Origin of the sequence: Microcella daejeonensis (assembly GCF_026625045.1) — a bacterium.
GTDB classification, from domain to species: Bacteria; Actinomycetota; Actinomycetes; order Actinomycetales; family Microbacteriaceae; genus Microcella; species Microcella daejeonensis.
In genome coordinates this window covers 2,202,692-2,218,885 of sequence record NZ_CP113089.1, presented here as the reverse complement: position 1 = coordinate 2,218,885, position 16,194 = coordinate 2,202,692, and the positions used below count along the sequence as shown (strand labels likewise).

Here is a 16,194-nt window from a genome sequence, read left to right as displayed (position 1 = left end):
GCGCTCGACCTCAGGCGCCGGGCTCAGGCTGCACGATGCGCAGGAACGCGCTCAACTCAGCGACCCCCTCGGCCGACCGGGGCAGGTAGTCGACGAGCGCGGGCGAGTGCACGACGAAGGCCGCCCACTGAGCCCGCGAGATCGCCACGTTGAGCCGATTGCGGTTCAGCAGGAAATCCAAGCCGCGCGGAACCTCCGCAGCGCTCGACGCGCACAGGCTCACGATGGCGACCACCGCCTCCTGCCCCTGGAACTTGTCGACCGTGCCGACGCGGGTGCCGGTCAGACCCGCCGCATCGAGGTGCTCGCGCACGAGCTGCTGCTGCGCGTTGAACGGGGTGACGACGATGACGTCGGAGTCGCGAAGGGCATCCGGAACCGCGTCTGCTGACGGCCGCCACGCCGTACCGAGGAGCCCGCGAACGATCTCCACGACGCGCGCCGCCTCCTCCGGCGAATCCACCGCGTTGCCGTGATGCTCCACCGGCACCGCGTGCACGCCCGGCTCGACGCCGTCGAGAGACCGCAGCGCCGCCGACGGATGCGCGTGCAGAGCGCCCTCGTACGACAGCGCGCTCACGACGTCGGAGACGGCGGGATGCATGCGGCGGGACTCGGCGAGGAAGTAGCCCAGCTCGGCCGGCAGCACGTCGTGCCCCGCACTGAGGAAGCCGAGGGCGGAACCGTCCACCGGCTCGGGATGCGAGCCCTGGCTCACCTGCGGCAGCTGCTGCGGGTCGCCCAGCAGCAGCAGCGCTCGCGCCGACATCGCCGAGGCGATCGTCGCCGCGAGGGAGAACTGCCCCGCCTCGTCGACGACGAGGAGGTCGAGACTGCGGCGGCCGACGCGCTTCGGATCGGCGAGATCCCACGCGGTGCCGCCGACCACGAAGCCGGCGGGCTGCTCGCCGATCCAGCTGCCGAGGGTGCCGCGGGGAACGACGGTGTACGCGCGGGTCTCCTCCGCCTCGCCCTCGCGCGGGCACTTGCCCACCCGCGCGGGCGGGAGACCGGCATCCACCACCGCGCTGAGCACGTGCTCGACGGTGCTGTGCCCCTGGGCGACCACGCCGACGCGCCACCCGTGCTCAGCGACGAGCCGGGCGACGACGCGGGAGCCGAGGTAGGTCTTGCCCGTGCCGGGAGGGCCCTGCACCGCGAGGTACGAGCGGTCGAGATCGAGCAGGCTCGCCACGACGGCCGAGACCCGGTCGGGCTCCCCCTGCGCGTCGACCGTCACCGGCGCGAGAGCTCCGCTGCGCGTGCGCGGCGGGATGCGCCGCAGCAGGTCTCCGACGGGATCGACGGGCCATTCCGGCGCGGCCTCGGCCAGTTCACGCCCCCACTCCTCGATCGCCGGCTTCTGCTGACCGGGCGACGGAGGCGACGCGGGCGTGAGCGCCACGGGGATGTCGTCGTAAGGGTCGACGCCCTTGGGCAGGGTCTCCTCGATCGTCACGCCGTCATCGTGGATCGCGATGATGCGGACGGAACGAGCGGGACGAGCGAGCGGGTCGGCGCCCGGCGCCGCGAAGGGCCCGGGCAGGTCGTAGAGCGCGAACGGCCCGGCCTGGCTCGAGAGCGACGGTCGGCTGCCCGGCGCCCAGCCGCCCCTCAGCCGCACATGGCGGCGCAGGCTCTGCCGGGGCGTGTCCCGGTACCAGACCATGGTCAGCTGCTCGCCCGAGGTCACCGAGAGCACGTCACGGGTGTCGGCGAAGTCGGCGACGGGAGCGCTGAGGCGGGCGAAGTGGTCCCACCAGAAGGACTTGTGCTCCCTCCGGTGGTAATCGATCGCGGCGGCCGCGAAGGCCCAGGCGCGCTCGTCGTCGGTGCGGTCCGGCTCCCCCGCCGTGCCGGCGAGCCGCAGAAGCGACTCGCGCAGCGGGCTCGGCTCGAGCTCCCGCGGTTGCGGCGGGTCGGTGCCGTCGAGCGCTGCTGACCCGGTCGGCACCCCGTGCTCCTCCGCGCGGTCGACGAGCCAGTCGCGCAGCGCCCGCGTCGACTCGCAGTCGATGCGGTTGTACGCGGCGATCTCGTCGAGCAGCAGCCGGAAGCCCGTCTCGTCGCCGTCGTCGCGGGCGGCGATGGCCCTGGCGTACTGGTCGACGGAGGCAGCGCCGTCGGCGACCGCCGCTCCCGCGCGCGCCTCCGGCAGGTACAGCGGCTCGAGCTTCTTGATCGAGTAGCTCGACGAGCCGAGCCGCATCGCGGCGCGCACGATCGGGTAGAGGTCGACGAGCACGCCCTCGCGCAGCAGCTGGTCGACCTCGTCCTCGCCCTCGCCGTGCCGCGCGGCGAGGCTCAGAAGATGCGTGCGCTCGTAGGGGGCGTAGTGGTACACGTGCATCTGCGGATGCTCGGCCCGTCGTCGGGCGAGATCATCGAGGAATCCGCGCAGCGCCCGGCGCTCCTCGGCGAGATCGTGCGCCCAGAACGCCGTGAACCGGCCCTCGGCATCGACGAGCCCGAAGAGGTAGTCGAGCCCCCACCGATCACCGCCGACCCCGGCCCCGGCCCCGGCCCCGGCCCCGGACCCTCCGGCGGCCCCGCCCGCGGAGAGACCGGCCTCGCGGTAGAGCGGGTCCCCCTCGAAGTCGAAGAAGATGTCGCCGGGGCTCGCCTCGGGCAGCACCCGCAGCGCTTCCGGATTCGTCCACTCGACAGGCGGCGGCGCGCCGATGACCGCGGCGTGCTGCAGCCGCGCCTGCGCGCGGAGGCCCTCGAGCGCAGCGCCGCCGATGCCGCCGACGGGGCCGACGGAGTCGGCCAGGCCGGGCAGCGTCGTGATGCCCGCGGCCGCGAGACGGCTCCACTGCCCGGCTCGCAGCCCGGCGACCTGCCACACGTCGTCGTGCGCGGTGATCTCGGCGCGGCACCACGCGCAGTCGCCGCAGTGCGCGAGATCGGCATCCCGCCACGGGGTCGCCCCCGTCGCCCTCCGGCGGCGCTCGATGAGGGCGAGCAGCCGGGCCTCGCGGTGCCGGTGCACGGGGGCGATGTCGGCCAGACGGTGGATGCTCACGCCGCCGTCGCCCAGGATGAGATCGACCTCGTCGGCGACCACGAGGCCCAGGCGGCGCAGCTGCTGCGCGTAGGCGGCGAGCTGCAGCAGGGCGGTGACCTTCGCCCGGCGCGACAGCTTGGTGTCCTGCACGCGCCAGCGCGCCGGGGCGTCGGACGCCCCTCCCTCGGATCGCGCGCGGACGATGAAGTCGGCGAAGCCGAGGAACCCGACCGAGAGCTGGTCGGGCGTTCCCTCGGCGACCACGGCGTGCGCCTCGTCGAAGAAGGTGGCCTGGAAGAGCGTGTCGGGCGCGGCGGCGAACGCCGACGCCGTCTCGGTCGCGCGCTGCGCGAGCCCTGCGCGATCGAGACGCTCGGGCCGGGCGATCTCGATCACCCGCCCGCTCGCCCGGTACTGCTCGAGCACGCGATCCTCGTGCTGGGTGCCGAGCGCCGCGGCGCGCTGCAGCATGGCATCGGGCTCGTCGACGACGGCGTCGACGCGGCCGAGCTTCGCATCGAGCGACCGGCTGAAGCCGAATTCGCACTCGCTCGCCCGGGTGAGGTCGCTCGCCGAGACGACGAGGAGCGGTCGGGTCTCGTCGTCGGTGAGGAGGAACACAGCGTCCTTGTCGGTCGATCGGTGGCGGGAGTGACGGGCCGGAGCCCGGTGCCAGCGTAGGCCGGGCATCCGACACCGCGTCACCGTCGGCGGCGCGGCACGGGCGCCTCGCGATGAGGGAGGATCGTCCGGTGCCCATCCCCCCGGACGACCTGCTGACCATCGGCGCCTGGGCGCGCGACCGCGTGCCGCCGGCGCACCGCGCCGAGTGGCGCATCGAGTGCGAGATCGAGTCGCGCCACGTCACCCTCGTCGAGGTGCGGTCGCCCTCGAACGATCCCGGCGGCGCATGGACGCGCAGCCCGCTCGTGCGGCTGCGCTACACCGGGACCACGGCGCTGTGGTCGATCTACTGGCGGGATGACCGAGGAGCGTTCCACCGGTACGCGCCCTTCCCGCCCACCGCCTCGATCGGTGCGGTGCTCGAGAGGCTCGACGCGCTCGACGACCCGCTGCTCTGGGGGTGACGCGCGACCGCGCCGGGAGCCCCGCCGCTCAGTCCTGCTTGGGGTAGTGGAACTCGCGCATCCCGCGCCGCACCGCGCGCCAGATGACCGTGTACAGGAGCCAGAACCCGATCGCGACGACCGCGATGTACGCGACGACGAGGAACAGGATGCCGATCAGGCCGAGACCGAGGAGGCCGCTCGGGTCGTTAGTGGTCATGGTCGAAGCATGCCATGCGAGCCCGCGATGCCGACAGTCCGGGGCGCGCGGGACCCGGACGGCCGGATCACGACCGTCAGGCCGGGCTGTGGGGGCTCGCGGGAGACTCCCACGGCGCACTGATCGGACTGGCCGTCGACCCCCACGTCGCCCTCACCGGGAACTGCCCGGCCGCGGTCTCGGCATCGGCGCCGCGGAGGGCCGCGACGAGCTCGGCGAGGAGCTGATCGGCAGCGGGGTGCGGGGCGAGGGCGGGCCGGGATGCACGGGCGAGCGGAACCCGCTCGGCGACGGGCTGCATCGCCGTGACGAAGTACTCGGGCAGGATCTCGTGCCGGGACACCCGGGCGGTGATCACCTCGGCGCCGAAGCGGCTCAGCGCCGTGAGCCCCTCGCGCGAGAAGAGCAGGTGGCCGTCGCGGTCGGACCAGGCCTGCGGGTACGCGGTGCGGACGGCGGCCCAGTAGTGGGCGATGAGGCGCGCGAGCAGTCGCGCCCCCTGCTCCAGGCGGGCGTGGGCGGCGGTGCCGGCGCCCGACAGCGCGGCCTCGGCCCGCAGCTCGACGGGCAGGAAGCGCGCGACGAGCGGGTGCGCGTCCCGCAGCGTGTGCCGCATCATCGTCGTGATGGCGGTGCGCCCGATCGCGGGCGCCGCGGGCGCGTCATCGATCGCCGTCGGCGAGAGCACGGCACCGGGCGTCATGAGCTCGTCGGCGATCCACGCCGCGAGTCCGTCGTCGTCGAGCAGGCGCTCGAGGTCGTCGGGCCGCGCGAGCAGGGGCGCGGGGAGGGGGCCGGACTCGCGGGTGCGGAGACCGAGTGGGCTGAGGGTTTCGGGCATGGCGGTGCTCCCATCGGGATGCCGTCGGGGTGCGACGGCATGGGTGCGGTTCGGGTGATCGCGCGCCGGGTTCGGGGGCGGCGCGCGACGGGGTCGGGTCGTGCGTGATCGGGTCGAGCTGAGTCGGGTCGAGCGCGGGGCGAGGGGTGGTCGCTCTGTCTCGACATCGTGCGACAGCGGCCCGCCATCCGCAACCCCCCGTTCCGGGGCAACGCCCGCCGACCACTGGGTCGGCGAGGTGCCCGGCCGCGTCGGTCGACGGGCGCCGGCCGCGGGGCGTCAGTCGAGGGGCGTCGGCACGAACCAGGGCGGGTACACGGCGACCTTGGCCGGCACGCCCGCCGCGGTCAGCATGCGCTTGACCTCGTCGCGCCGCTTGTCGTTGGCGACGGCGACGAGCGCGACGGAGTCGAGGGGCACGGTGCCGGGCACCAGCGCCTCGGCGGCCTGCATCACGGCGTCGTCGAGCGCGGCGCGAGCGAGCATCCGCTTCGCCTCGAGCGGCGTCGCGCCGACGGTGGTGACCATCGCCGCCGCGTCGCCGTCGGTGACGACCAGTCGCTCGGCGACCGCGGCGATCGGAACCCCCAGCACCACGAAGTCGACGGCGAGGGCCTGGCGCGCCTGGTCGCTCCACGTCGGGCCGGCAGCGCCGTCCTGGACCTCCGACCACCAGGTGGCGCGCGGGCTGAGGGAGAAGGCGACGCAGTCGAGAACGCTCGCGACCTCGGTCGCCCGCGCGGTCTCCCGCAGCTCACCGGTGATCGGGCTGCTGAGCTTGACGGCCGGCTCGGCCTCGCTGCTCGGCAGCAGCTCCCCCGCCGCGAGGATCGCGGGCAGGTTCTCGACGTGGGTGACGTGGAAGATGCGCTGGGGCAGGTTGGATGCCCGGGGCTCGGGCTTCGCGGCCGCCGCGGTGCCCGGGGCCGGAGTGCGCAGCACGGTCTTCGCCGGCTTCGACGGCCGCTTGACGACCACCTTCTCGGGCTCGGGCGGAGGGAAGCAGGAGGCGCACATTCCAGGCTCGAAACCGTGAATGCACTCGTCCATGTCGCTGCTCCTCAGATCGTCTTCAGGCCGAAGGCCCAAAGGTCTACGGTACGCCCGTTCCGCGGCGCGTGCTGACGCGCTCGCGGCCGGACGGCTCGCTTATGCTCGGATCACCCGCGAACGACGATGACGAGGAGCAGCCCATGACCCCGACTCCGACGCGCGCGACCCGCGCGCTCGTCATCGGCGAATCGCTCATCGACGTCCTCGTCACCGAGGGCCCCGACGGCGAGTCGGTGCGCGAGATGCCGGGCGGCAGCCCGATGAACACGGCGATCGGGCTCGCCCGCCAGGGGGTCGACGTCGCCTTCGTCACCGAGCTCGGCGCCGACCAGCGCGCCGACACGATCGAGCAGCGCCTCGTCGCGGAGGGCGTCGACGTCTACACCGCTCCCCGAGCGGGTCGCACCTCCACCGCCGAGGCCCGCATCGCGGCCAACGGCGCCGCGGACTACTCCTTCGACCTCTCCTGGAACCTCGGCGAGGTGCCGCTGCCACGCGGTGACGCCGACGTCGTGCACTTCGGCTCGCTCGGCGCCGCTCTCCAGCCGGGCTCCGACACCGTCGACGCCCTCGTGGAGCGCTACGCGGCCGCGGCGACCGTGACCTTCGACCCGAACATCCGCGCGCGCGTCGACCGCGATCCCGACGCCGCCCGGCAGCGCGTCGACCGCCACGCCGCCCGGAGCGACATCGTCAAGGCGAGCGACGAGGACATCGCCTGGCTCAACCCCGACGAGCCCCTCGACGCGGTCATCGACCGGTGGCTGGCGGGCGGCACCGCGATCGTCGTCGTCACCCAGGCCGAGGCCGGGATCGTCATCGCGACCGCCGACCACCGCGTGCGCCTGAGCGGTCGGCCCGTGCCCGTAGCCGACACGATCGGGGGCGGCGACGCCGTGACCGCCGGACTGATCGCCGCGCTCGGCACTCTCGGCCTGCTCGGGGCCGAGCACCGCGACGAGCTGCGCGCGCTCGACGAGGCCACCCTGCGCCGGGTCGGCGCTTGGGCGCAGCGCACCGCCGAGATCACGGTGACGCGCGCCGGTGCCGAGCCGCCCACCTCGCTCGAGATGCTCGAGCGGAGCGCGCCCGGCGCGCCGGAGTGACCCGGTTCCTCGGCATCGATCTCGCCTGGGGCCTGGGCACGACGCACGCTGTCACGGGGCGCACTCGTCCGCCGAACGAGACGGGGCTGTGCCTCCTCGACGCCGAGGGCGCCGTCCTCGACGCCGGCTGGGCGCGGGGCGTCGACGAGGTCGCCGACTGGGTGTTCGGCCACGAACGGCCCGGCGACGTCATCGCCATCGATGCGCCGCTCATCGTCGTCAACGAGACGGGGATGCGCCAGGCCGAGCGCGCCGTCGGCCGCGGGTACGGGCGCTGGAAGGTCGGCGCCAACGCCAGCAGCCGCACCCTCGCGGCGCGCGCCGGGGAGCTGCTGCTCGAGCGCCTCGGCGAGCGGGGCATCCGGTACACCGATGGCACCACCGCCCCGCCCGCGGGCGTCACCGTCGCCTTCGAGTGCTACCCGTTCACCACGCTCGTCGGCGCGCCCGAGCTCGGCTACGAGGATGAGCGGCCCCGGTACAAGCGGCTCATCCCCGGGATCCCCCGCGACGAGGCGCGCGCTCGGCGCGCGGCGGCCGCGGACGAGCTGCTGGCGCGCATGGCCACTCTGTCGGCGGCCAGCCCTGCCCTGCGGATGGACTCGCACGAGCGGACGGCGGAGCTGCTGACCGAGCCCTCCCCGCTCGTCGACCGCGCCTACAAGCACCGGGAGGATCTGCTCGACGCCGTGCTGTGCGCCTGGACCGCGGCGCTCTGGTTCCGAGATGCGCGGGCGCCCGAGGGGCCCTCGCGGGTCCAGGTCCTGGGCGCGCCCGACTCCGCCACCCCGGGCGAGGTCGACGCGCTCGGCCGCCGAGCGACGATCGTCGCCCCCGCCCGGCCCGAGCAGCGCCGCTAGCGCCCGGTCACTCCGGCGCCGGGGGCGTGCGGGCCTGCGTCCCCTCGCCCGTGTGGGGTGCGGTCGGTCGAGCGCCTCCGTCGGACGCCGCGGAGCCGTCGACGGTGGTCTCCGCGTGGGGCGCACCCTCCCGGTCGCGCTCCTCGAGGTTCTCGGGTGACGGTTCGTTCTGCCAGGTCATGGGGTGCCTTCCGCTCGGGATGCGCTCGACGGGCCGCCGCGGCGCAGTGCCCAGCGTGCCCGGTCGGCGCGCAGCCGGGAAGGGGGTTGCGCTACGAGCCCGCGATCCGGATCGGTCAGGAGGCGGGAGCGGCTTCGGCGGCCTCCGCGGCCTCCTCCGCCTCGCGGCGCTCGCGCTCGGCGCGCGCGCGGTCGACGTCGCGCAGCGACTCGGCGAGCGCGAGGATGCGCTCCTCGGCGAGCTCGACGCGGCTGGCCTTCAGCCGCTCGCGCAGCAGCGCCTCGGCCTCGAGGTGGTGGCCGCCGCGCAGGTCGTGCCGCATCTGCTCCATCAGTCCCGCGACCTTCTGCCGGCGCAGGGCCGCCGTCGCGCCCGAGAGCACGGGGATCTCCATCGTGGTGGGCTCCGCCTTGGGAGCCGGCTGGAGGGTCCACGGGCCGCTCGGCAGGGAGCGGTTGGCGCTCGCCGCTCCCGGCTCGGGGCGCACGCGAGGGAGGGGGCCGGTGCTGGTGCTCTTCCAGGTCATGTCGACACGGTGCTCGCCGAACCGGCGGTGAAGGTGGATGCTCGCCGTGCGTTTCCTGAACGCCGTGGTCGAGCATCGCCGCCGTCGGCCGCCCGCCCGATCAGGCCGTGTCCGCCTCGAGACCCTCCGCGAGCTGCGCGACCCGGGCGCCCTCGACCTCGATACCGGACTGGTCGAAGCGCTGCTGTAGCAGCTCGCGCGCGGACTTCTGGTGGCCTCCGGCGAGATCCTGCCGCGTCTGGGCGACGATGCCGGCGATCTTGTCCTCGTCCGTCGCCTCGAGGGCGCCGTCCTCGATGGGCTCTGACTGCGCGTTGGCCGGGTCGAGGCGCGGGCTCGGGGCGTCGTTGGGGTGGGTCATCCCCCGATCATGCCGCGCCCGCCCGGATGGAGCCTGCGGACGCGCCCGCGACGGCGTCGGCCACCGCCGCGCAGCGGAACGGACGGGGGGCGGAGATCGAGATCGTCAGTCGGAGGACGTCGCGGGCGCGGCCGCGGCATCCTCCGACTCGGCATCCTCCGCCTCGGCGGCCTCCCGCCGCGCCCGGCTGTGATCGACGTCGCGCAGCTCCTCGGCGAGCGCCTCGATCTGCGCATCCTCGAGCTCGATGCGGCAGGCGGCGAGCCTCTCGCGCAGCAGCGCGGCGGCTTCGAGATGATGCCCGCCGTGCAGGTCGTGCCGCATCTGCTGCATGAGGCCGTCGACCCGCTCGAGCACGGTCGCCGAGACGGCTCCGTCGAGCACGGGGCCGGCGAGCGGTGCCGGCGCCGACCCGGTCGAGGCCAGGCGCTCGTGCACGACGGCGATCGAGCCCGTCGGGTCATCGGCGCACCAGTCGGTCACGGTGTCGTCATCATCGGTCGTCGTCGCCGTCGCGAGCCCGGCGAGGGACGATCTCTTCGTCATCCATCCCATGGCGGGAGCGTGCGCCCCGCGTCGGCGAGTGCGCTGGGGGTCGGCGGGGAAGCCCCTGGGAGCGCGCGCCGTCGCGCCCGCCCTCGCGGCTCAGACGAAGCGGATGCTCGACTGCAGCCGGGTGCGCACCTCGAAGAGATCCGTGCCCCCGACGCCGACGCCCGGCAGCCCCGTGCGGATGAGGTTGACGAGGCGCGAGCGCTCCACGAGCATCCCCTGCGCCCCGCGCACGCTGCCGAGCTCGGTGAGCGAGCCGGGCGCCTGGCCGTCCTCCACGACGATCACGAGGGCCGAGAATCGCGCCTTCGCAGCTCGGGCCACCGCCTTCGCCCGGGTGCCGAGCTGGTGCAGGGGCCGCTCCCCCGGGGCGAGACCCTCGCCGATGAGGTCGCCGCGCTTGACGCGCACCTCCGAGCCCCAGTCCTCGCTGAGCACGGCCCAGAGCCCGGTGGGGCCGAGCACCACGTGGTCGACCTTGTCCTCGGGGGTCGGGCCGGCGACGACGTCATGCCAGATCGTGAAGCCCATGCCGAGCGTGGCGAGCGCGGTGGCCGTGCGCTCCTCCGCGACGGCGGCGGCCAGCAGGTGCTTGATCTCGCGCGGGGCGGTGCGCACGAGGCGGGGATCGTAGGGATCCTCGAGCTCCGTGCCGCGACCCGCCCACTCGCGCATGAGCCGCAAGTACTGCTCGCGGTACCAGCCGCCGGGGTGCCCGCTGCTCTTCGCGCTCGGGCGCGTGTCCCCGCGGCGAGCGCCGCCCCCTGCCGCTCCGTACGACCAGGCGGCCGATCCGCCGCTCGACGCGTCGCCGCCCGCGTCGTACGCCTGCCGCGCCTGCGCGGTGCCGATGCGCTGCCACGCCTGCTGCACCCGGTCGAACTCCGCGGAGGATCCTCCGGTGTCGGGGTGCGCCTCGCGCAGCCGCCGGCGGTACGCCTTCTTCAGGTCGTCGTCGCTCGCGGTGGGCGCGACGCCGAGAACCTCGTAGGGGTTCGCGGCGAGAGGGGACTCGCTCATGGTGCGACGAGCCTAGCGAGCGGTCTTCGGTGTTCACTGCACGGCGGGCGCGGGGGCGCCAGCAGCCCCAGGGCACGGGCGGGGGCACGGGATGCTCCGCCTACGCTGGAGCGGTGACCGACGCCCCCCTCGCCAAGACGATCCCGACGACCCGCACGCACCACGGCGACACCGTGGTCGACCCCTACGAGTGGATGCGCGACAAGGAGGATCCGGAGGTGCTCGCCCACCTCGCGGCCGAGAACGCCTACGCCGAGGCCCGCACGGCGCACCTCGACCCGCTGCGCGAGCGCATCGTCGCCGAGATCCGCGGCCGGGTGCGCGAGACCGACATGGGCGTCCCCGTGCGCGAAGGCGACTGGTGGTACTACGGCCGCACGATCGAGGGCAGCCAGTACGCCGTGCAGTGCCGCATCCCCGCCGAGCCCGGGGACTGGACTCCCCCGCCGCCGCTCGACGACCCCTCCCAGCCGCGCGAGGGCGAGCAGATCGTGCTCGACGCGAACGCCGAGGCCGAGGGCCACGACTTCTTCAGCCTCGGCTCCCTCGACATCACCCCCGACGGGCACCGCATGCTCTTCGCCGTCGACACCGAGGGCGACGAGCGCTACGTGCTGCGCATCCGCGATCTCGCGACGGGCGAGACGCTGCCCGACAGCATCGAGGGCACGGCCTCCGGCGCCTTCTTCAGCCCCGACGGCCGCTTCGTCTTCTACTCCACGGTCGACGACTCCTGGCGGCCCGACACGGTCTGGCGGCACGAGGTCGGCACCGATCACGCCGACGACGTGCGGGTGTTCCACGAGCCGGACGACTCGTTCTGGGTCGGCGCGGGTCTCACCCGGTCGCAGCGCTACCTCGTGATCGAGGCCGCGAGCTCGGTCACGAGCGAGACCCGGTACCTCGACGCGAGCGACCCGACCGGTGAGTTCACGATCGTGCAGCCGCGCGCCGCCGACGTCGAGTACGACGTCGATCACGCCGTCATCGGCGGGCGCGACTGGTGGCTCATCACCCACAACGAGGACGCCCCCGACTTCCAGGTGGTGGCGGTGCCGATCGGTGAGGATGCCCGCTCCGAGCACGCCGTCACCGTCGTGCCGCACGTGCCCGGCCGCCGCGTCGAGGGCGTCGACGCCTTCGAAGGCTTCCTCGTGCTCGACTCCCGACGGGAGGGCATGCCGCGCACCGCGGTGGCGCCGCTCGCCGGCGTCGCCGACCCGCGGGCCGTCGACTTCGTCGAGCTCGAGGTCGGCGCGGGGCTCGTGTCGATCGGCGCGAGCGGGAATCCGGAGTGGCGGCAGCCGATGCTGCGGGTCGGGTACACGAGCTTCGTCGAGCCGGCGACCGTGGCCAACTACACCGTGGCGACGGGCGAGTGGACGGTGCTCAAGCGGCAGCCGGTGCTCGGCGGGTACGACCCTGCCGCGTACGCCGAGCGGCGCGATTGGGCGGTCGCGGCCGACGGCACGCGCATCCCGATCTCGCTCGTCTGGAAGCGGGGCCTCGCCCCCGCGCTCGACGTGACGGAGGAGACCGCCTCGGTGGGGGCGGGCGCCGTGCCGAGCCCGACGCTGCTGTACGGCTACGGCTCGTACGAGGCGAGCATGGATCCGGGCTTCTCGATCCCCCGGCTCACGCTGCTCGACCGCGGCGTCGTCTTCGCGATCGCGCACGTGCGCGGCGGCGGCGAGATGGGTCGGCAGTGGTACGAGTCGGGCAAGAAGCTGCAGAAGCGCACGACGTTCACCGACTTCGTCGCCGTCGCCCAGCACCTCGTCGACTCCGGCGTCAGCAGCCCGCAGCAGCTCGTCGCGGAGGGCGGCAGCGCGGGCGGCCTGCTCATGGGCGCCGTGGCGAACCTCGCCCCGCAGCTCTTCGCCGGCATCCTCGCCGACGTGCCCTTCGTCGACCCGCTCACCTCGATCCTCGACCCCTCGCTGCCGCTCACGGTCATCGAATGGGACGAGTGGGGCGACCCCCTGCACGATGCGGAGGTCTACGCCTACATGAAGGGCTACTCGCCCTACGAAAACGTCACCGAGCAGCCCTACCCCCGCATCCTCGCGGTCACGAGCCTCAACGACACCCGCGTGCTGTACGTGGAGCCCGCGAAGTGGGTGGCGCGCCTGCGCGAGGTCGGCGCCGACGTCATCATGCGCTGCGAGATGGAGGCAGGGCACGGCGGCGTCTCGGGCCGCTACTCGGCGTGGAACCAGCGGGCGATCGAGCTCGCGTGGATCCTCGACGTGCTCGGCCTCGCCGCCCCGGCAGCGGAGCCGGCGGCCGGGGCGGCGTCGGCCGAGTAGGGGTCAGGCCAGGCGCGCGAGCTCGTCGGCGGTCAGCTCGAGACCGAACGACTGCACGAGCTCGGGCAGCTGCTCGACGGTGCGCGCCGAGGCGATCGGCGCGCCGACCGCGGGCTGCTGGCGCAGCCAGGCGAGCGAGACGGCGGTGACCGAGACGCCGCGCACGGCGGCGATGTCGTCGAGCACCGCGAGCAGCTCGAGGTTGCGGGGGATGTCGAGGAGCTTCGAGGCGTTGCCGGCGCGAGCGGAGTCGACCGTCACCCCGGGGCGGTACTTGCCGGTGAGGAACCCGCCCTGCAGGGCCCCGTAGGGGAGCTCAACGATGTCGAGGTCGAGCAGGGTCGGCACGAGATCGTGCTCGAGCTCGCGCTTGACGAGGCTGTAGCCGTCCTGCGCCACGGTGAAGCCGGCGATGCCGAGCTCCTTGGCGATGCCGACCGCGGTGCGCAGGCGCCCGGCGCTGAAGTTGGAGGCGCCGACGAGGCGGATCAGGCCCTCCTCGACGAGCTCGGCGAAGGCCTGCACGTACTCCTCCTGCGGCACGCTCTCGTCATCCCGGTGGGCGTAGTAGAGGTCGAGGTAGTCGGTCTGCAGCCGTTCGAGCGACTCCCGCACCGCTGCGCGGATGTTGTCGCGCGACAGACCGGGGCGCGCCTCGAGCGAGAAGACCTTCGTGGCGATGGAGACCTGGTCGCGGTTGCCGCGCGAGGCGAGCCACTCGCCGAGGATCGTCTCGGACTCGCCGCCGCTGTTGCCCGGCGCCCAGGCCGAGTAGACGTCGGCGGTGTCGATGGCGCGTCCGCCCGCGGCCACAAAGGCGTCGAGCACGGCGAAACTCTCATCGCGCGAGGAGGTCCAGCCGAAGGTGTTGCCGCCCAGCACGAGGGGGCCGAAATCGAGATCAGTCATGCGGACAACGCTATCCAGGCCGTCTGGAGGCGCCTCCCAGACTCGCTCACCTGCCGTGCGCGCCCGACCAGTCCGCGCCCACCATGACGTCGCCCGCGCCGAAGGTCAGCGTCGCCTCGACGAACTCCCCCGCGAGCGCGCGCGGCAGCCAGTGCACCGCATCCGCCCACATGCGGTCGAGCGGCAGCTCCTCCCGCGGGAACCAGCGCGGTGCCAGCTCGGTCGACGCCCGCGGCTCCCCTTGCCAGCGCTCGCAGACGAAGGCGTGCGAGAACTGCGACCACTGCGGTCGATCGATGAAGGGGTAGGCGATCCGGGCGATGGGCATGAGATCGGCCTCGTGGATGCTCACCCCCACCTCCTCGGCGACCTCGCGCACCGCGGCGGCGGTCGGCGACTCCCCCGGCTCGAGCTTGCCGCCGGGGCCGACGAGCCGGCCGCGGCCGAAGCCGGTGAGCTTCTCGCCCAGCAGCACCTCTGCGGGGGCATCCCGACCCGCAGCCGGAGGGCGCACGAGGTACACCACGCTCACCTCGAACATCGCCACGCGCTCAGCCTAGGCAGGGCCGCGTTGATACGGTGACGAGGTGCCGACGACGACCGCCCACGCCTCCTCGCCCGTCATGAGCCGTGCAGGGGTGCGGAGTCTTCGACGCGGGCTCGGGGCGCTCAGCGCCCTCGCCGGGCTCGCCGTGCTCGCCGCGGTCATCACGCAGGTGAGCGACCAGATCGCCGCCGGTCGCTTCGAGGCCGACGAGTACTTCCACTTCTTCACCATCCAGACCGCGCTCATCAACGTCGTGGTGCTGCTCGCGGGGGGCGTCGAGGCGTTCCGGCGCCCGGTGGACACGCTGCTGTACACGGCGGTGCGCGCGAGCGCGGTGGCCTACGCGGTCGTGACGGGCCTCGTGTACAACGTGCTGCTGCGGGGCATCCCGAACGACGACGGCTACGTCGGCCCGGTCTGGCCGAACGAGCTGCTCCACGTCTGGATCCCCGTCTACATCGCCCTCGAGTTCCTCGTGAATCCGACCCGCGCTCGTCTGGGATGGGGCGCGCTCGGCCTCGCGGTGAGCTTCCCGCTCGCCTGGGTCGGGGTCACGATGGTGCGCGGAGCGATCGACGGCTGGTACCCGTACCCGTTCCTCGAGCCGGATGGGCCGAACGGCGTCGGCGGGGTCGTCGGCTACGTCATCGGGATCGCCGTGCTCATCATCGGGCTCGCCGCACTCACGGTGCTCGTGACCCGGGGGCAGCACCGCCGTGGTGCTTCCCGCGGTGCTGAGTAGCGAGCCGCCGAGTCCGATCAGCGATCGCCGCGATCCCACCGATCGGCGGCGTCAAGGAGCCCCGCTGCAGCCTTGCGCATCGCCTCGGCGAGCTGCCGCGCCTCCGGCGCGTCCAGGCGGGTGTTCGCGGCGACCTCCACATCGAAGGCGATGAGATCGCCGCGATGCCAGGTCGCGAAGTGTTCGAGAACGTCGCCGTCCGCAGTCCGGGTGAGTCCCTCGAGCAGGAGAAGAGGCGCACCGGGGCGCACGCCGAGCAGGCCTGCGAGCTGGGCATCCGCCGCGACGGCGCGCACCTGCCTGCTGCCACCGTCGACGATGATGCCGTGCCGTTCAGCGAGCAGGGCGTGCAGGGATGCGTCTGTGAGGTCGTCGACCGTCAGTCCGTTGCCGAAGCGCAGGGGCAGCCAGGTGCGGATGACCGCGCTCGGCGTTCCATCAATCGACCGCAGTCGCTCGAGCCTCACCGCGTCGCCCCCGCCGAGAGCGGGAACCGCTCGGGGCGCTCGCTCCTCCCCGAGGTGCAGGATCTCCGTTCGCAGTCGAGCGCCCGTCGACCCGATCTGACTGTAGAGACCTGCGGCGCTGTCGACGATGCGGTGGTGCTGCCTCTCCGGAGCGACGACCGATCCGCGACCGCGACCGCGCAGCACCAGCCCCTCGCTCACCAGCGTGGTCATCGCCTGCCGCGCGACCGAGCGGGAGATGGAGAACCGCTGCTGCAGTTCCGCCTCCGTCGGGAGGGCCTCGCCCGGCAGGATGTCGCGATCGTTGATCAGCTCGCGCAGCACCGCGGCGACCTGCGCGTGGAGGGGCTCGCGGGAGTTCGGGTCGAGCGCCCCGTGGTCGGGAGCATCCATCGCGGTCACCGCCTCATGCTAGCCACCGAAGCG

At 73.8% G+C, this 16,194-nt stretch carries 16 protein-coding genes; 5 read left to right on the top strand and 11 right to left on the bottom strand.

Annotated features, from left to right (window positions below):
• Window positions 1-10: 10 nt before the first annotated feature.
• Window positions 11-3,628: an AAA domain-containing protein gene (locus OVN18_RS10740; protein WP_267780774.1), complete on the bottom strand. Its 3,618-nt coding sequence runs from the start codon at window positions 3,626-3,628 to the stop codon at window positions 11-13.
• 131 nt (window positions 3,629-3,759) lie between these two features.
• Between OVN18_RS10740 and OVN18_RS10735 the strand changes: the two genes are divergently transcribed.
• The gene (locus tag OVN18_RS10735) at window positions 3,760-4,095 is read left to right on the top strand and encodes a DUF3024 domain-containing protein (RefSeq protein ID WP_267737018.1); all 336 of its coding nucleotides are present in this window, start codon (window positions 3,760-3,762) and stop codon (window positions 4,093-4,095) included.
• 28 nt (window positions 4,096-4,123) lie between these two features.
• Here OVN18_RS10735 and OVN18_RS10730 read toward each other — a convergent pair whose 3' ends face one another.
• The 3 genes from OVN18_RS10730 to OVN18_RS10720 form a co-directional block, all read right to left on the bottom strand.
• Window positions 4,124-4,294, bottom strand: a complete 171-nt coding sequence (locus OVN18_RS10730; RefSeq protein ID WP_267737017.1) for a hypothetical protein — start codon at window positions 4,292-4,294, stop codon at window positions 4,124-4,126.
• Window positions 4,295-4,370: 76 nt separating this feature from the next.
• The gene (locus tag OVN18_RS10725; protein ID WP_267780773.1) at window positions 4,371-5,135 is read right to left on the bottom strand and encodes a hypothetical protein; all 765 of its coding nucleotides are present in this window, start codon (window positions 5,133-5,135) and stop codon (window positions 4,371-4,373) included.
• Window positions 5,136-5,414: 279 nt separating this feature from the next.
• Window positions 5,415-6,185: a DarT ssDNA thymidine ADP-ribosyltransferase family protein gene (locus OVN18_RS10720; RefSeq protein ID WP_267737015.1), complete on the bottom strand. Its 771-nt coding sequence runs from the start codon at window positions 6,183-6,185 to the stop codon at window positions 5,415-5,417.
• Window positions 6,186-6,328: 143 nt separating this feature from the next.
• Between OVN18_RS10720 and OVN18_RS10715 the strand changes: the two genes are divergently transcribed.
• A complete protein-coding gene (locus tag OVN18_RS10715; RefSeq protein WP_267780771.1) occupies window positions 6,329-7,294 on the top strand; it encodes a carbohydrate kinase family protein in 966 nt (321 codons plus the stop codon).
• On the top strand, window positions 7,291-8,154 hold the full coding sequence (locus tag OVN18_RS10710; protein WP_267780769.1) for a DUF429 domain-containing protein: 864 nt from the start codon (window positions 7,291-7,293) through the stop codon (window positions 8,152-8,154). Before OVN18_RS10715 ends, OVN18_RS10710 begins: the two co-directional genes overlap by 4 nt.
• Before the next feature lie 296 nt (window positions 8,155-8,450).
• On the opposite strand, the gene OVN18_RS10705 is transcribed toward OVN18_RS10710, so the two are convergent.
• The 4 genes from OVN18_RS10705 to OVN18_RS10690 all read right to left on the bottom strand — a co-directional run bounded on the left by OVN18_RS10705 (window position 8,451) and on the right by OVN18_RS10690 (window position 10,794).
• Window positions 8,451-8,861, bottom strand: coding sequence for a hypothetical protein (locus OVN18_RS10705; protein WP_267780767.1), 411 nt, complete (start codon window positions 8,859-8,861; stop codon window positions 8,451-8,453).
• A 100-nt stretch (window positions 8,862-8,961) separates the two neighbouring features.
• Entirely contained in the window at window positions 8,962-9,222 is a 261-nt protein-coding gene (locus OVN18_RS10700; RefSeq protein WP_267737011.1) for a hypothetical protein, read from the bottom strand.
• A 105-nt stretch (window positions 9,223-9,327) separates the two neighbouring features.
• Entirely contained in the window at window positions 9,328-9,768 is a 441-nt protein-coding gene (locus OVN18_RS10695) for a hypothetical protein (RefSeq protein WP_267780765.1), read from the bottom strand.
• A gap of 99 nt (window positions 9,769-9,867) precedes the next feature.
• Entirely contained in the window at window positions 9,868-10,794 is a 927-nt protein-coding gene (locus OVN18_RS10690; protein WP_267780764.1) for a J domain-containing protein, read from the bottom strand.
• 113 nt (window positions 10,795-10,907) lie between these two features.
• Between OVN18_RS10690 and OVN18_RS10685 the strand changes: the two genes are divergently transcribed.
• Window positions 10,908-13,103: a S9 family peptidase gene (locus OVN18_RS10685; protein ID WP_267780763.1), complete on the top strand. Its 2,196-nt coding sequence runs from the start codon at window positions 10,908-10,910 to the stop codon at window positions 13,101-13,103.
• Window positions 13,104-13,106: 3 nt separating this feature from the next.
• On the opposite strand, the gene OVN18_RS10680 is transcribed toward OVN18_RS10685, so the two are convergent.
• Both OVN18_RS10680 and OVN18_RS10675 read right to left on the bottom strand, forming a co-directional pair.
• On the bottom strand, window positions 13,107-14,012 hold the full coding sequence (locus tag OVN18_RS10680) for an aldo/keto reductase (RefSeq protein ID WP_267780762.1): 906 nt from the start codon (window positions 14,010-14,012) through the stop codon (window positions 13,107-13,109).
• A 46-nt stretch (window positions 14,013-14,058) separates the two neighbouring features.
• Window positions 14,059-14,553: an 8-oxo-dGTP diphosphatase gene (locus OVN18_RS10675; protein WP_267783012.1), complete on the bottom strand. Its 495-nt coding sequence runs from the start codon at window positions 14,551-14,553 to the stop codon at window positions 14,059-14,061.
• A 46-nt stretch (window positions 14,554-14,599) separates the two neighbouring features.
• On the opposite strand from OVN18_RS10675, the gene OVN18_RS10670 reads away from it, so the two are divergent.
• Window positions 14,600-15,301: a Pr6Pr family membrane protein gene (locus OVN18_RS10670; protein WP_267780760.1), complete on the top strand. Its 702-nt coding sequence runs from the start codon at window positions 14,600-14,602 to the stop codon at window positions 15,299-15,301.
• A 17-nt stretch (window positions 15,302-15,318) separates the two neighbouring features.
• Here OVN18_RS10670 and OVN18_RS10665 read toward each other — a convergent pair whose 3' ends face one another.
• The gene (locus OVN18_RS10665) at window positions 15,319-16,161 is read right to left on the bottom strand and encodes a GntR family transcriptional regulator (RefSeq protein ID WP_267783010.1); all 843 of its coding nucleotides are present in this window, start codon (window positions 16,159-16,161) and stop codon (window positions 15,319-15,321) included.
• Between the last annotated feature and the right edge of the window lie 33 nt (window positions 16,162-16,194).

Bases quoted from the DNA above. Each gene is read 5' to 3' on its own strand.
- OVN18_RS10730 (WP_267737017.1), bottom strand. From the start codon at position 4,294: ATGACCACTAACGACCCGAGCGGCCTCCTCGGTCTCGGCCTGATCGGC.
- OVN18_RS10725 (WP_267780773.1), bottom strand. From the start codon at position 5,135: ATGCCCGAAACCCTCAGCCCACTCGGTCTCCGCACCCGCGAGTCCGGC.
- OVN18_RS10720 (WP_267737015.1), bottom strand. From the start codon at position 6,185: ATGGACGAGTGCATTCACGGTTTCGAGCCTGGAATGTGCGCCTCCTGC.
- OVN18_RS10715 (WP_267780771.1), top strand. From the start codon at position 6,329: ATGACCCCGACTCCGACGCGCGCGACCCGCGCGCTCGTCATCGGCGAA.
- OVN18_RS10705 (WP_267780767.1), bottom strand. From the start codon at position 8,861: ATGACCTGGAAGAGCACCAGCACCGGCCCCCTCCCTCGCGTGCGCCCC.
- OVN18_RS10700 (WP_267737011.1), bottom strand. From the start codon at position 9,222: ATGACCCACCCCAACGACGCCCCGAGCCCGCGCCTCGACCCGGCCAAC.
- OVN18_RS10695 (WP_267780765.1), bottom strand. From the start codon at position 9,768: ATGACGAAGAGATCGTCCCTCGCCGGGCTCGCGACGGCGACGACGACC.
- OVN18_RS10690 (WP_267780764.1), bottom strand. From the start codon at position 10,794: ATGAGCGAGTCCCCTCTCGCCGCGAACCCCTACGAGGTTCTCGGCGTC.
- OVN18_RS10680 (WP_267780762.1), bottom strand. From the start codon at position 14,012: ATGACTGATCTCGATTTCGGCCCCCTCGTGCTGGGCGGCAACACCTTC.
- OVN18_RS10675 (WP_267783012.1), bottom strand. From the start codon at position 14,553: ATGTTCGAGGTGAGCGTGGTGTACCTCGTGCGCCCTCCGGCTGCGGGT.
- OVN18_RS10665 (WP_267783010.1), bottom strand. From the start codon at position 16,161: ATGGATGCTCCCGACCACGGGGCGCTCGACCCGAACTCCCGCGAGCCC.